This is a genomic window from Paenibacillus sp. S25 (assembly GCF_019454085.1).
Classification (GTDB): domain Bacteria; phylum Bacillota; class Bacilli; order Paenibacillales; family Paenibacillaceae; genus Paenibacillus; species Paenibacillus polymyxa_B.
This window is the reverse complement of record NZ_CP073683.1, coordinates 536,808-551,945: the sequence shown is the minus strand read 5'-3', so window position 1 is coordinate 551,945 and position 15,138 is coordinate 536,808. Positions and strand designations below refer to the sequence as shown.

13 protein-coding genes are annotated in these 15,138 nt (G+C 47.1%); 7 read left to right on the top strand and 6 right to left on the bottom strand.

The window, feature by feature from the left end:
- Positions 1–22 precede the first annotated feature (22 nt).
- Positions 23–655: an NAD(P)-dependent oxidoreductase gene (locus KAI37_RS02445; protein WP_220030658.1), complete on the bottom strand. Its 633-nt coding sequence runs from the start codon at positions 653–655 to the stop codon at positions 23–25.
- A gap of 273 nt (positions 656–928) precedes the next feature.
- On the opposite strand from KAI37_RS02445, the gene KAI37_RS02440 reads away from it, so the two are divergent.
- Together KAI37_RS02440 and KAI37_RS02435 are read left to right on the top strand one after the other, a co-directional pair.
- Entirely contained in the window at positions 929–1,894 is a 966-nt protein-coding gene (locus KAI37_RS02440; protein WP_220030657.1) for a hypothetical protein, read from the top strand.
- Between the two features lie 271 nt (positions 1,895–2,165).
- Positions 2,166–3,122 carry an ArsR/SmtB family transcription factor gene (locus KAI37_RS02435; protein ID WP_071639348.1) on the top strand — a complete coding sequence of 319 codons (957 nt, stop codon included), beginning with the start codon at positions 2,166–2,168 and terminating at the stop codon, positions 3,120–3,122.
- 119 nt (positions 3,123–3,241) lie between these two features.
- On the opposite strand, the gene KAI37_RS02430 is transcribed toward KAI37_RS02435, so the two are convergent.
- The 3 genes from KAI37_RS02430 to KAI37_RS02420 all read right to left on the bottom strand — a co-directional run bounded on the left by KAI37_RS02430 (position 3,242) and on the right by KAI37_RS02420 (position 6,729).
- Entirely contained in the window at positions 3,242–4,294 is a 1,053-nt protein-coding gene (locus KAI37_RS02430) for a lactonase family protein (RefSeq protein ID WP_220030656.1), read from the bottom strand.
- Between the two features lie 222 nt (positions 4,295–4,516).
- Entirely contained in the window at positions 4,517–5,719 is a 1,203-nt protein-coding gene (locus tag KAI37_RS02425) for an MFS transporter (protein ID WP_220030655.1), read from the bottom strand.
- 248 nt (positions 5,720–5,967) lie between these two features.
- Positions 5,968–6,729: an AAA family ATPase gene (locus KAI37_RS02420; protein ID WP_025722438.1), complete on the bottom strand. Its 762-nt coding sequence runs from the start codon at positions 6,727–6,729 to the stop codon at positions 5,968–5,970.
- Positions 6,730–6,940: 211 nt separating this feature from the next.
- Between KAI37_RS02420 and mprF the strand changes: the two genes are divergently transcribed.
- Positions 6,941–9,583 carry a bifunctional lysylphosphatidylglycerol flippase/synthetase MprF gene (gene mprF / locus KAI37_RS02415; RefSeq protein ID WP_076294495.1) on the top strand — a complete coding sequence of 881 codons (2,643 nt, stop codon included), beginning with the start codon at positions 6,941–6,943 and terminating at the stop codon, positions 9,581–9,583.
- Positions 9,584–9,689: 106 nt separating this feature from the next.
- Here mprF and KAI37_RS02410 read toward each other — a convergent pair whose 3' ends face one another.
- Complete coding sequence (locus KAI37_RS02410) at positions 9,690–10,316, bottom strand: nitroreductase family protein (RefSeq protein ID WP_039270298.1); 627 nt, start codon at positions 10,314–10,316, stop codon at positions 9,690–9,692.
- A 235-nt stretch (positions 10,317–10,551) separates the two neighbouring features.
- On the opposite strand from KAI37_RS02410, the gene KAI37_RS02405 reads away from it, so the two are divergent.
- Entirely contained in the window at positions 10,552–11,028 is a 477-nt protein-coding gene (locus tag KAI37_RS02405) for a disulfide oxidoreductase (protein ID WP_053324504.1), read from the top strand.
- Between the two features lie 165 nt (positions 11,029–11,193).
- Positions 11,194–11,691: a CcdC family protein gene (locus KAI37_RS02400; RefSeq protein ID WP_071639343.1), complete on the top strand. Its 498-nt coding sequence runs from the start codon at positions 11,194–11,196 to the stop codon at positions 11,689–11,691.
- A gap of 291 nt (positions 11,692–11,982) precedes the next feature.
- Here KAI37_RS02400 and map read toward each other — a convergent pair whose 3' ends face one another.
- Positions 11,983–12,729: a type I methionyl aminopeptidase gene (map, locus tag KAI37_RS02395; RefSeq protein ID WP_007428495.1), complete on the bottom strand. Its 747-nt coding sequence runs from the start codon at positions 12,727–12,729 to the stop codon at positions 11,983–11,985.
- A gap of 193 nt (positions 12,730–12,922) precedes the next feature.
- Here map and KAI37_RS02390 point away from each other — a divergent pair, with 193 nt between their 5' ends.
- Positions 12,923–13,618 carry a GntR family transcriptional regulator gene (locus KAI37_RS02390; RefSeq protein WP_220030654.1) on the top strand — a complete coding sequence of 232 codons (696 nt, stop codon included), beginning with the start codon at positions 12,923–12,925 and terminating at the stop codon, positions 13,616–13,618.
- A 132-nt stretch (positions 13,619–13,750) separates the two neighbouring features.
- Positions 13,751–15,112 (top strand): GntP family permease, encoded by a 1,362-nt coding sequence (locus KAI37_RS02385; RefSeq protein WP_028541193.1) that lies wholly within the window; start codon positions 13,751–13,753, stop codon positions 15,110–15,112.
- Positions 15,113–15,138 lie beyond the last annotated feature (26 nt).

Genomic DNA, 15,138 nt, shown 5'->3' with positions numbered 1-15,138 from the left:
CCCATATGGCTATCCCTGCTTATTAATATCCGACCGTAAAACGGGAATTGACAAATTCCCCTTCTACTAATTCATCAATCAGGGCTACCGCATAATCTTCGACCGAGATACGGCTATGGCCTAATTCGTCAACCACCAAATGATCCAAACCAATACGGAACTGTCCTGTACGTTTTCCCGATTCAATCATTCCGGCAGGACTACAATAGGTCCAGTCTACATCCGCAGCGCGGTACAGCTCCAGTGCATCTGCATGGGCAGCCGCCAGTGGCTTCACTTCCTCCGGAAACTCGGCGGTATCCATGAGGCGTTCACCGTTTTCTGTTTTCAGACTTCCCGCTCCACCAACGACAAGTATGCGTTCCGCGCCGGAACGCCGAGTTCCTTCCAGCAAAGAACGAGTCGCTTCGAGCAGTTCTTCCTCTTCTCCAAACTTGGGACCGTACGCGCTAATGATAGCATCGTGACCCTTAGCCACTTCCGTAACGGAATTCGGATTAAGAATATCTGCTTGAACCACCGTCAAGTATTCACTTTGCTCCGTCACACGTTGGGGGTCGCGCACCGCTGCTGTCACCTCATACTTACGCTTGATTGCTTCCTTTACTAACGCTTGACCAATGGTTCCAGTTGCTCCGAAAATAATAACTTTCATATAAATGTGCCTTCTTCCTGTCTATAATTTACTTACTGTTATTTATCCGTTTTATCTCCAGCTTAAACCCGTGCAAGATATCGATTCGATGTCTCATGATCTTCTGATGCAATTTTTATATTTTTATCCATACCGAATCTACCCTCCTGCTTGTATCTTGTCTATTTTACCAAAAAATACTTCATATATCCTGGTCAAAGGTATACAAGCCCTTGAAATGCCTGTGTAGTCTGTGCAATAGTGTAGAAAGAACAATGGAAGGAGGGATTGCGGGTGTCCCCGACGGACTTCGCGGCGTTAGCCGCATATATCTCACCCGGTCTGATTGCCTTCCTGCTGGCGTTGTCTTTGCTGGTATGGCTGTATGTTCACAGTGCAGCCCAGCTTCGAAATTCGCGTCAGCAGCGGCTGGAAGAATTACAGGAATCGCTGCGTATCTATGGACGATTAGCTGGTTGTCTCCAAACCGCTACCCAGAATGGGTTCAATAACAGCGAAAAGCAGTACCAGAACGGACTCATCCACGCTCTTCAGGAAGCCAAAGCTGCTCCCTATTTGACCCCTCACCTTCAAGAGCAGGTTCAAGCATCCCTTCGGGAGTGTGATACGTTCCGCAGAGAATTGCTTCTCAAATCACTGGAGCGTGAAATGAACAAACTCATCGAGGAACGGCGTCTTGTTCTGTTGGAATCTCATGCTCCGGGCTGGGGAACAGCATTGTGGAAGCTATTGCGCCCAGCAGCTGGTCCGTTGGCGCTGGCAGGAATCGTCTGGTTGGTCTCAAGGCTGGTTGTGGAACTATTAGCCTCCAGCCATGTCGATGTTAGTCTGCCCGACACTGTACAATCTGCCTCATGGCTCATAGGGTGTGCATGGATGAGGTTCGTTTCCGGCTTGATCGCCCTACTGTATGTGTACCGACTGATGACCCTGCGCAGGCAAAATGATTTGGACGTGACGGCATCCCATTTTCCAACAAGCCTGTTGTGCATGGTGATCGCCGCTGTCGCTCTGTTTCAATGGATCGGACCGGAAGCGTCTCCCTACATACTGGCTGTGCAGCTTGTGCTGTTCTTGATTGGCTTCCGACTTACCCGAGGCCGCTCGCGCAGTGATCGTCCTTATGTTGGTCACCCTGGCTTGATCAAGGCAGATGCCTCCCAACATCAGGATTTACACGCAGCAGATAAAGATAAAACGGCTGACTCTTCTTTGGCAGAAGAACATATCCGGTCCTAACACCAATGGCACATGACTCTATCCCGTATCCACCCTGCAAATCACATACCATCACAGGACATCCCAACAACAAAGAAAGAGTTCATGGGGTGTCCTGTTTTTTGAACAATTTCCGGCTTTTTATGGGGTTAGGCTTGTGCCAGTGATCAAGGAAAGGGTATATTGTTTATATAAATGTAAATCATATCGTTTTTTATGTATGATTATTGAAAAAAATCCATATATGTTAAACTACCATCAATTTATGATGTGCGTTAGAATTGGAGGAACTATGCAACTGGACATTTCTGAAAAATCACTTCCCGTTTATGAAGCGCTGGCCAGTGAGGTTCGGCTAAACATGATTGTTCTGCTTGCGGAGAAGCCTATGAATATACGTGAGCTGGCGGAAGCGTTGGGGCTCAGCAGTGCGATTATGACGATGCATGTCAAGAAACTGGAGAGAGCGTCCATTATTTCAACTAAAATGCTGCCTGGACGAGGCGGGGTACAGAAAGTGTGCTCACTGGCTACGGACAAAATTGAAATCGCCATGCCACGCTATCAGCAGGATGTACGGCAATTCCATCAGACGGAGATTTCCGTCGGACACTTTACAGATTTTGAAATACAGTCGACCTGCGGACTGGCTACCGTCGAAAAGATCATTGGTGAATTCGATGAGCCTCGTTCGTTTTTGGATCCTGAGCGCTTCAATTCCAAAATTCTGTGGTTCAGCCAAGGTTATATGGATTATAAGGTGCCGAATTTCCTACTGTCCAGCCAAAAAGCTGAGGAACTGGAAATTTCGATGGAACTATCGTCCGAGGCCCCTTTTACCAATGATAATTGGCCTTCAGATATCACTTTTTTCCTAAATGATGTGAATTTGGGTACATGGACCAGCCCAGGAGATTTCGGGGATAACCGTGGTAAATACACACCTGCATGGTGGCCTGATTTTATCAATCAATATGGTCTCCTTAAAAGACTTCGCGTTACCTCCGAAGGCACCTTTATGGATGGCAAGCAGATCTCCGACGTGACTTTAAGCCAAGTGCTGATTGATCAGAAGCAATGGAAATTCCGCATTGCCATATTGGATGATGCCCAGCATGTTGGAGGGGTTACCCTGTTCGGTACCGGATTCGGTAACTACAATCAGGACATCCTGTTCCGTTTGTACTACAAACATACAGAAAATCATGCGAAAACGGTAGCGGTAGAAGCTGGCGATAGCAGCAAATAGCTTTTAGACCACTTCAAGACCTGAACACGGCATTTGACCCATGCCTTTCATGGGAAACAGAGCGCCGTGTTTTATTTTTCATCCACTTATATCGTACTCTTTTGCCACGTGCTATCCGATTAGCGTACAGGTTCAATACACACAGGTGAAGGAACCTCCAGCACATATCCCGTTCGGGTCAGCCTTCCATCCTCACTTTGGATGGCAAAGGATACGATGTTGTTCCCATCCTGATTCGCTACTATCAGATAACCGGACAAGATGTTGAAGTTACGCGGTGTACTGCCGAAGGTTTCCACCCATTCGACCGTCTTCAGCTTGCCGCTGTCCAGATCGACATGGTATAGCACGATGCTGTCATGGCCCCGGTTTGACACATACAAAAAGCGTCCACAGGGCGTAATCCGAATATCGGCTGCTGTATTTTCTACATCTATAATGCCTTCTGGCAGTGTGGACAGGCTTTGCAGCAATGTAAGCTCACCATTACGTTCGTTATAACTAAAAACAGCGACTGTATTGTTCAACTCATTGGCGACAAAAGCATATGGACGCGAAGGATGAAAAACCAGATGACGCGGTCCAGAACCCGGTGGCAAATCTGTCTCACGATGGGTCACCAGTTTTCCATCCTCTGTCAAACGGTATACCACAATCTGGTCCAGTCCCAGATCACATACCATGGCATACTGTCCTGAAGGATCTGGAATAATCGAATGCGGATGTGCCGCATCCTGGCGGTCCTGGCGAATGCCTGAGCCGGTATGCTGAACTTGCCCCGACATGTCTCCTAATCCTCCAGCTTCCGTCGCAGGGAACACAACGGCATTGCCGCCTGAATAGTTAGAAGCCAGCACATATCTTCCATCGGTTGTTACGGAAACATAACAAGTATGCGCTCCCTCCGTCCCTTTTCGATCCAAAGGGTGTAATTCCCCCGTCTGGGCATTCACCTGATACGCATACAGCTCGCCTCCTTCTGTTTCACTGGCAGCATACAGCTTCGTCCCATCCGGGTGTAGCGCGAGAAAAGAAGGCCTCTCAATCCCTTCCACACCTCCAATAATGCTCAGATCACCATTGTTCACATGCAAAGCACATTCATATATTCCTCTTTCCTGACGAGACGCATAAGTTCCTGTATAAAATAACTGCTCATTCCGCTCTTCCATCGGCTCTCATCTCCTTCTAGCTGTTTTTTTACCTATTATCTGGATTTTTAGCTCTACTATTTGTCTTGTTGTAAACTCATCATGCATTATTACCCAAGATTCTGTCGTTTCATTAACGTTTCGCGATGTATGCAAAAAAATAGCCTCCTTCGGCGCCATCTGTGGTTCACAAGAACGTCACAGTTCACACCAAAAGAGACTAATTTTACGAAAAGAACAACATTAAACCGCTGTGGTTTGCGTATCTCTGCTCTTCCATTTAACAGCCAGACCCAAACTAAGAATGAGAATGGCTGCCCCAAAAATGTATGGCAAATTGATATGCACCTCGAACAATGTACCCGCAAGCGCAGGTCCTAGAATATTACCAATACTCATATAAGCATTGTTCATGCCGGCTGCAACTCCCTGCTCATCTCCCGCCATTTTGGATAAAGCAGTATTAATGGCTGGACGAAGCAACGACGTAGCGGTAAAGAAGATGAGCGATACCCCGAGTACATAATAAAAGTTGCCAGAGAGCAGCATAAGCACAAGGGAAATCGCCGAAAACAGAAAGGAACCGATGATGACACCTTTTTCGCCAAAACGGTTCAACATCGGACTGATTACCACTGCTTGAATCACGGTTCCGACCAGTGCACCTACAGTAATAATGATAGCAATATCACGCTCATTATAATGAAACTTCCCCGTCACAAAGAAAGGAAACATCGTTTCAAAATGTGTCAGTCCAAAGGTTAACGTGAATATCATAATCAGCAACATAAAGTAAGGCTTGCGGAAAGAAAGGGCAAACTGTTTAATCACATTGTCACGTTTGGCCTTGACATTCCGAAACTTCAACTGTTTCTCCAGCGACAAGGTTTCGGGCAGCATAATCAAGGAAATCAGTGCAGCTACGCCCGATACGGCCGCCGAAACATATAAGGGCGTACGAATCGAGATATCCGCCAGCAAGCCGCCCACACCAGGACCGATCACAAAGCCAAGAGACATGGCAGCACCCAACAGCCCCATTCCTCTACCGCGATTATGGACCGTTGTAATGTCAGCAATATAGGCCATCATCGGAGGAATCATAAAAGCCGCCCCTGCACCACCCAGCAAACGGGAGATATACAGTATGGTCAACGATTCCCCAATCGCAAACAATACAGAAGACCCTGTCATGATTACCAAACCGATAATAATCATTTTTTTACGTCCGTATTTATCGGACCATTCTCCCGCTAGCGGCGAAAACAGGAATTGGGTTAAGCCAAACACGGCAACCAAATAACCGCCCGTTTCACCACTGCCTCCTAAGGAGCTCATAAACTTAGGGAGTATCGGAATAATGAGGCCAATTCCCAGCATGGCAATAAACATATTAATCATCAAAATGACCAGCGGTCCCATTTTCAACTGTTGTGAATCTGACATGTTGCGTTTTGTCCTCCTCAGGTTCTTTATTTCGTATACGAAAATCTCATTTTGCAACCATTCCAGCAAAACTCTTCATTATATTAATAGAGAGAGAGACAAATAACAATCATAAAATACTTCCGATAACCCTGAATCTTTCCTTTGGCAGAACAGTAAAAAGGAACAACCTGAAAAGACGAAGTTGTCCCTCTCATAACGAACGACAAGGGTGAATTTATGAAACGGTCTGGCGGTCCCTATGATCCCTATTGTGGATCTTCGAATAGCTCCCGTATCATCTTTTCCTTGTTATTCAGAAATTGTTTCGTAATGATAAAATGGTCGGTTTCCTCCAGCGTCCGGGTGTCAATCCCTTCTTGTGTCAGATGATACAAGATGGAATCTGGATAAGCCATCAAAATGGGGGAATGAGTAGAAATGATAAACTGTGATCCCTGCTGTACGAGCTCGTGAATCCGTGCAAGCATGGCCATCTGGCGCAAAGGAGATAACGCAGCCTCCGGTTCATCCAAAATATACAATCCTTGTCCTCCAAACCGATGCACAAATGCAGCAAAAAAAGATTCGCCATGCGACTGCTCATGCAGCGATTTACCCCCGTAGGAATTTCGAATCGGTCGCCCTCCTCCTTCGCGATCCAGCTCGTCGATATGAGTCGCCACATTATAGTAGCTCTCCGCCCGGAAAAAGAAGCCATCCCTCGGCTTTTCTATCCCTCTCACCAGCCGGATATGCTCATGCAGTGAGGAATGCGTGGCTTGTGTAGAAAAATTGAAGTTTTTAGTACCGCCCTCTGGGTTAAATCCCCACGCGACCGCGATTGCCTCCATAAGCGTCGATTTACCTACACCGTTTTCTCCAATAATATAGGTAACGGAAGGATGAAATTTAAGTTCATTCCACTGGTGTAAGGCTTTTAAGTTAAACGGATATTGGCTCTTGTCAGCATCTGGAGGCCATATCAGCTCCAGGCGACGTATAAAAAGATTACGATCCCATATACTCATGTCCAGTTCAGCTCCATTGCCAAGCAATCCACTAGGTTTTCCATCATTATATTGGAATTATTTACAGCAATCAAACTGAAACCCATTTCGTAACCCTTCTGTTGTTATTCAAACGATTATTACAGGTATAATATATAGTAATGTTCATCGGGCATGAAATCTAAGCACTTCATTCCGTGTACATCTCATTCTTTTCCAAGCAGGTGAATCTATGAAATCTAATCACAAACCGATTCAATCCTTTAAAATCGTACAGTTCGTGATGACCGTCTACAGGCAACGATTGACACGTATTCTGCTACCACTGGCTGTACTGGCTTTTATTATATGGGAGGCCGGACGAGAGCTAAAAGACTTTAATCTGGCGCGTATGCTTCATGAACTGCGGCGAATGGATGCCACCTTTCTCATCGAGATTGGCTTGTTCTCACTGGCTGCCGTGGCGGCTATGAGCGCATACGATTACGTAATCAGGCATCATTTCAAGCTTCAGGTCAAGCCTGGAACGACATTTCGCTATGCCTGGATCTCCAATACCTTCAATAATGTCTTTGGGTTTGCAGGCTTTACAGGAGCGGGCCTTCGCACAGTGCTCTATAAAAAAAGCGGTGTGCCGTTGGGTGTCATCACCTCTGCGGTCGTGTTTCTTTCGCCAGTCGTCATTACCGGACTATCTTTGCTGGCTTGGGGAGCCATTGTCCATTTGTATCCGGTACAGCCTGTACTGGATGCCCATCCTTGGCTTCATTGGGCGCTGTGGGGAATGGCATTGTACTTGCCGCTATTTCTGATCATGCAGCGCTCCAAACGGTACTCCACATGGTTCAACAAGGGAGAAGGACAGCTTTCCTGGTCCACCATCTCCGCTTCCATCAGTGCTTCTTTACTGGAATGGCTGCTGGCTGGCCTTACCTTTGCATGGATCGGCTCGCACTTGCTCCATGAACTGCCTATGAATGCTGTGTTCGGCATTTATGTAATAGCCGCGATTGCCGGGTTGATCAGTCTTGCACCCGGAGGGGTCGGGGCATTCGACATCATTGCCCTGCTCGGGCTGCAAATGGCGGGAGCCAACTCAGATCGGGCACTGGCTGTCCTACTGGTCTTTCGAGTCTTTTATTACATCATCCCGTGGCTCATTGGCTTGGTGTTAGCCGCGCTGGAAATGATTCCGCGTAACGAGCGCCTAAATCAGCTAGCTGAGACGGGCTGGGACTACTCCCTTAATGCTTGGCAGAAGGTATGGGGCTGGCCTGGTCAATTCCGGTTTTTGGCAGATTTAGGAGTATGGGCGCTTGGTAAGCTGGTACTCATCTCCGGCGTGGTGCTTCTTTTGTCGGCAGCTACGCCAGGTCTGTTATATCGGCTCCGTTTTGCTGAGCATTTGCTCAGCCTGCCCGTCATGCGCTTGTCGCATGAAATCTCAGTCATCATCGGGATTATGCTTGTCGTTCTGTCCCACGGAATCTCTCTGCGTATTCGCAGAGCATTACGACTGACATTGATACTGCTGCTGGCCGGCGCCATTTTCACCTTCATTAAAGGTCTGGATTTTGAAGAAGCCTTATTTCTACTATTCGTGGCGTTAATGCTATGGATCTCGCGCTCGCGGTTTTATCGGGTCAGTGCACCGCTGAATCGGCACAATATTTTAATATGGGGCGGATTATCTCTACTCGTAACCGGGGCTTATTTTATCATTGGGGCAGGCTCCAACACACCTTTTATGCGCCATTTGCACGCCAAGGTCCATCTGGACTTTTTTATGAACCGCAGCGATTACGGAGTTACTGCCGTGTTTAGTCTGATTTTGGCATGGGTTTTCCTGACGGTGTATTTCTTTCTTCGACCTCAGCGTGGTATCAGCAATCTACCCGACGCACAGGAGCTGGATAAGCTAAAAGAATTTTTGGAACGACAGGGTGGTAATCTCGTTTCCCACATGCTTTTTCTGGGCGATAAATATCTGTATTGGACCAAAAATGAACAAGTTGTCATTCCCTATGCTCGCAGTCGGGACAAACTGATTGTATTAGGTGACCCACTCGGTCCAAAAGAACGCGTGAGTGAAGCGATTCAGGAATTCCAGCGGTTCGCAGATCGGTATGCGTTAACGGCTGTATTTTATCAGGCATCACCGGAGTATTTGTCCATCTATCACGAGAACGGCTATCGCTTTTTCAAACTGGGCGAGGAAGCACTGGTGCCGCTGGAATCCTTTACACTGACGGGCAAAAGCAATCAGGCGCTACGCAGCGCCAAAAACCGCTTTGACCGCGATGGCTACTCGTTCGAAATCATCCAACCGCCTCTAGAGGCGTCACTGATTGAGGAGATGCGTCATGTTTCGAACATTTGGCTGGACGGGCGCAAGGAGAAGGGATATTCACTCGGCTGGTTCAAAGAACCCTATCTTCAGTTGGCTCCGATTGCATTGCTAAAGGACTCTGAAGGGAAGGTCATCGCTTTCGCTACGATGGCCCCTGCCTATGATCATGGACGGACGGTCTCCATTGACCTGATGCGCCACTTGCCTGACACGCCAAATGGCACGATGGATTATTTATTCACACGGGTCATTGAATGGGCCAAGGAAAGTGGATATACGACATTTAATCTGGGAATGGCACCTCTGTCCCAGGTAGGGCAAAGCGAAAAGGCATTGCGCGAGGAAAAGCTGGCTCGACTTGTTTTTCAATACGGGGGACATTTTTACGGTTTTCAGGGGCTTCGGCGCTTTAAGGATAAGTTCAAGCCGCAATGGGAGCCACGCTATCTGGCCTATCCGGCTTCTGTCTTTCTACCGATCCTGACGCTGGAGCTGGTATATCTCGTGTCCAAACGCTCGGACTAAACAAAGGGCTAACCAAAAGGCTTTTGACAGCCTAACACGACGAAAAAAAGGGTGTTCCCCAACCACGAACGGTTGCAGGAACACCCTTTTACATTCACAAATCTTCTTAGAAGCTACCTTTTACAACAACTTCAGAAAGCGGGAAACGTCCTGATGGACGTGCTGGCACTTGTGCCTTACCTACGCTAATAAGCAGGGTTGGCAGGTAACGTGCCGGAATATTGAATTGCTCGATCAATTGTGCTGGAATGAAACCGCCCATTGCGCAAGTGTCGTAGCCCAGAGATTTAGCAGCCAGCATAATATTTTGTGCTGCAAGAGCAGAGTTCAGGATGGCTGCATCGCGAGCTACTTGCGGGTTTTGGTATGCGCCGTTGATTTGACCTACCAATGCGTCACGGATTTCTGCTGGCAGTGCGCCTGCTTCTACCGCTTGATCATAAATAACGGTGTTGCGGTTCGCTTCCAAATCACCCAATACGGCAATCGTAACAGAACTTTCCGCTACTTGACCCTGATTGTAGGCGATAGGCAGCAATTTTTGCTTGTCCGCTTCGCTTTCGATAACAAGGAATTTCCAATGTTGAAGGTTCCAAGCGGAAGGAGCTTCTATCGCCGCAGTCAAAATAGCTTCCAAATCTTCCTCTGGCAATTTAAAATCCTTAACATAGCTCTTTACCGCGTGTCTTTCACTAATAATAGATAGGGTTTCATTTTTTGGACTGCTCGACATTCTAGGCACACTCCTAATTTCTTAATATATATCTAACTTGAATCCTCATTAACTTCCCAAACTACTGCAATTATAAAAATGATAGTGAATGATGTCAATATGTTTAAGTATGACCCTGCACTCAAAATACAGTACAATACGGATTAAGACATACATATCGGCAGATGCCTGCCGATGGGACAAGACACGGGTGAGTTCATTTTGTTCTCATTTGAATTAAAAAAGGAGCGTTACTATGATTGGATCGTTTAAAAAAACGGATATTGCTTTGTTTGCCGCCTGGGTTGTAGCTTGTGTGGCCACATTGGGCAGTCTGTATCTCAGCGAGATTTTGGGGTATGAGCCTTGTAAGCTGTGTTGGTTTCAGCGCATTCTGATGTATCCCCTGACCCTTCTGCTCGGAATTGCATATTTTCGAGGAGATTCGGGAATACGTCGTTACGTCATGCCGTTGGCTATCATTGGAGGCGCGATTTCGGCCTATCATTTTATCATTCAGCGCATCCATGCAGCCGCCAAAGCAGCTGCACAAACTTCAACTTCCTGCGGCAGAGTATCCTGTGAACAGGATTACCTGAACTGGTTCGATTTTATCACCATTCCTTTTCTCGCACTGATCGCCTTTATCCTTATTATTGCAGCCATGGGTTATATCATGCGTCAGGAGAAAAAATCAGCTCAAGGAGAGGTACAAGCAAAGGAACTCGCATAAGTATGAAAGAGACCTAATTATAGGACCCGTTACCACCAAGAGGCGTATAATCCGCTTGCCCGAGGAAAGACTGTAACTAAATATATCCATTGCATATGTGGTATAATGTAAAAGGTTTGCAGTCTGTCCAATAACGCTTATATTCCTTATAGAGGGGGCCAGTCCATGTTTCATATTAGCACCCCATTGCTGCAATATGGCGCAACCTTCGGTATGATCTTAATCGCTATTTCGGCTATTTTCATCCGTATGAAGACAGGTCATCGCCCGATTAATGCCAAAAAAATCATCATCCCTCCGCTCGGCATGAGCACCGGCTTTATGATGTTTGTGGTGCCGGAGGTACGGGTTCCCTATCTTTGGGCGCTGGGTGCTTTTCTGGTCGGCTGGTTTATTTTTTCTTACCCGTTGATCCGCAGCACCAAATTTGAGTTGCAAGAAGGGCTGGTTTTCGTGCAACGCTCACGTACCTTCTTTTTTATCCTGATCAGCCTGCTGATCATCCGATTGCTGCTGCATGAATTTATTCAGCATTATATTACCATTCCGCAGACAGCAGGGCTATTTTTCATCCTAGCCTTCGGGACCTTGTTACACTGGCGGCTTCGTATGTATTTTCAATATCGTCAGTTCGTTCCGAACGAGGCGGAAGTTCGCACCTGACAAACGGTTTTTTAACATGCATGCTCGCATGTTGCTGTATAGACCAAAAAGACACGTTCTCCCAACAGGAGCCGTGTCTTTTTGGTCTTTTTGGTCTATCAGGTCTACATTATGCATTCCGGAAAAAGGAGCTATTCGATTGCGTCCCTCTGTCTTCGCAGTGTACAGCATCCGATCTGCTGCTCGATCAGCTCTTCACGCTGACTCTGGCGTTCGGGGAGGCAGATGAACACGCCCAGACTGACTGTCATTCACCACGGTAGTCTGTATGCCACCGATGAATGCCTACTTTTATTGCTGGGTCAAAATGATCGGACCATCTGCTGTAATGGCCAGCGTATGCTCGTATTGCGCAGACAAACCGCCGTCCAACGTGCGTGCGGTCCAGCCGTCCGCATCAATTTTACTGCGGTATGTGCCTGTGTTGAGCATCGGCTCAATTGTAATGACCATGCCCTCTTTTAAGCGTGGTCCACGGTGCGGCGGTCCGTAATGTGGAACCTGCGGTTGCTCATGCATCTCTTCCCCGATGCCGTGCCCAATAAATTCGCGTACGACCGAGAAGCCTTCCGCTTCCGCGTAGGTTTGTATCGCATGGGAAATATCTCCGATTCGGTTACCGATAACGGCTTGCTCAATCCCTTTGTACAGCGATTCCTTGGTAACATCCAGCAGCTTTTGCGCCTGCTCAGACACATTACCCACCGCATACGACCAAGCGGAATCTGCCAGCCAGCCATTCAGGTTCACAACCATGTCGATCGTCACGATGTCCCCGTCCTTCAACGGTGTCTTATTCGGAAAGCCGTGGCAAATCACATCGTTAGGTGAGCCACATGTTGCAAACTGGTAGCCGTTATAGCCCTTTTGCTCCGGCGTTGCGCCATGCTTCTTCATAAAGGATTCTGCGAAAGCGTCGATTTCCAGTGTCGTAATGCCTGGCTTGATCATTTTGGCAATTTCCCGATGGCAAGCAGCCAAAATTTCACCAGCTTTTTTCATATTTTCAATTTGTTCTTTGGTTTTAATGATAATCATTAAACGGTCTCCTTCTTTTCCGTGTTCGTTCCACTTTTCACTGCTTCTTTTTTCTGCTTCTATTGTAACGCTAAAAGCAGCGAAATGGAACCGATGTCAATTGATACCGTTTACAAGGATCTTAAACGGGGTATATAATACTCCGTAACTTGTATACCAGTATGCAAAATCATTTCCATGATAGGAGTATCCTATGAAATATCCAACAACCTGGTTACAGGGCGCATCGCTTGGGGAAAGGATTGCTTGTGAACTTCGGCTTCAGATTATACGCGGCATTCAGACACCAGGCACTGTGCTATCTGAGAATCAGATTGCCGCCGATTTTGGTACCAGTCGTTCTCCGGTGCGTGAAGCCTTGAAGGCACTCTCGGGCGAAGGACTGATCCGCTTGGAGCGCATGGGGGCGATTGTCGTTGGCATGACACCCAGTGATATGGAGGAGCTATTCGATGTGCGAATGCTGATTGAGCATTTTGTTGTACAAAGGTATGTACATAGTGATAATGCAGCATTAGTGACTTCTTTGAATCAGATGATTGACAAAATGGAAGTCGCTCTCAAGTACAGGGATGTCGTTGAATTTTCTCTTCAGGATTTTAATTTTCATGAGGCTCTGGTTCTGGAAGCAGGCCATACCCGTATTCTTCATACCTGGAACGGTATGAGACAGTTAATCCTGACCGTCATGCTAGCTGCAACAGAACAACGATTTGCGTCCAACATCGAAGAATCACAAGTCACGATTCACAAACATCGAATCTTTGCAAACGCTTTAAATCAAGGGAATGCTCAGGAGATGTCCGGATTTATTGAGGATCATTATCGAGATACCCGCAACGCGGTTAACGATAGCGTTCTGTCTCCCTACAGAAAGACATCGTCCTAGCCGCAATATGCGTGACAAAGAGCCGATGTACCGCGCTTTTATGCGTTTCTTGCTGGCGCGGTTCTCTTTTAATTGAAGTTGTCGACAAGTATACATTCGGCTAAACATATATAAATAAGGAGGCATTACTTCATGAACACATTATTCGGCTTGAGCCATAACGCGTCCCTGCTCATATGGGCGCTAGTTACCGTCATTCTTTTGATTTTGCTGATTGCCAAATTCAAATGGAATCCCTTCGTTTCACTGCTGCTTTCGTCGGTATTTCTCGGACTGGTTAACGGGATGCCGGGACATGAAGTTACTGCCTCCATCACCAAGGGGCTCGGCAGTACACTCGGCTCCATCGCCATCGTGATCGGTTTAGGCACCATGCTCGGTAAAATGATGGCAGAATCCGGCGGTGCCGAACGCATCGCGACCACACTGATGGATCGTTTTGGTGAAAAACGCGTTCATTGGGCGATGATGATCGTAGGCTTTATCGTGGGAATTCCGGTATTTTTTGAGGTTGGTATTATTTTATTAATTCCCATCCTGTTCACGGTTGCCCGTAAAATGAATATGTCTCTGCTGAAAATCGGTATTCCAATGCTGGCAGGACTATCGACGGTACACGGTCTTTTGCCACCCCACCCGGCTCCGATGATCGCAATTGAAGCCTTTAACGCCAATATTGGACGCACGATAGGATATGCACTCATCGTGGGCATTCCATCCGCCATTATTGCAGGCCCGGTCTTCGGCGCTTGGATTGGCAAAAGAATTATGGTCAGACCTTCCGAGAGGCTGGACGAGCAGTTCAGAAATACGACGGGACGGTCGTTGCCTCCTTTTTGGATTACTTTGTTCACCATTTTGTTGCCTGTTATTCTAATGCTTAGCGGATCAGTCGCAGAAATCGTAGACCCGGCCAATACACATCCACTCACTGTATTTTTCAAATTCATTGGTGATGAGGTTATGGCATTGCTAATTGCGGCTGTGTTCTCTTTTTTCTCGCTAGGCTATGCACGTGGTCTAAAGAAAGAGGACTTGTCCCGTTTTACCAGTGAATGTCTGGCACCAACAGCCTCTATTATCTTAATTATCGGGAGCGGTGGTGCATTTAAAACGGTATTGATCGACAGCGGTGTAGGTCAGGCCATTGCAGCGGTCGCTACGGGAGCCCATATGAATGTGATTGTATTTGCTTTTCTGGTCGCTGCGCTCATTCGTGTAGCCACTGGGTCAGCGACAGTCGCGATGACGACAGGCTCCGGTATTGTCGCACCTGTGCTGGCACTTACACCCGGCGCGAATGTCGAACTGGTCGTCCTTGCTACAGGAGCAGGGTCGCTGATCTTGTCTCATGTGAATGACGCCGGTTTTTGGATGATTAAAGAATTTTTCAATATGACGGTTCCGCAGACTCTAAAATCATGGACCGTTATGGAAACCATCCTCTCCCTGGTCGCTTTCGGTTTGATTATGCTGCTGAGTGTGTTAATTTAACGATAATAAGCTAATAACGGTAAGTG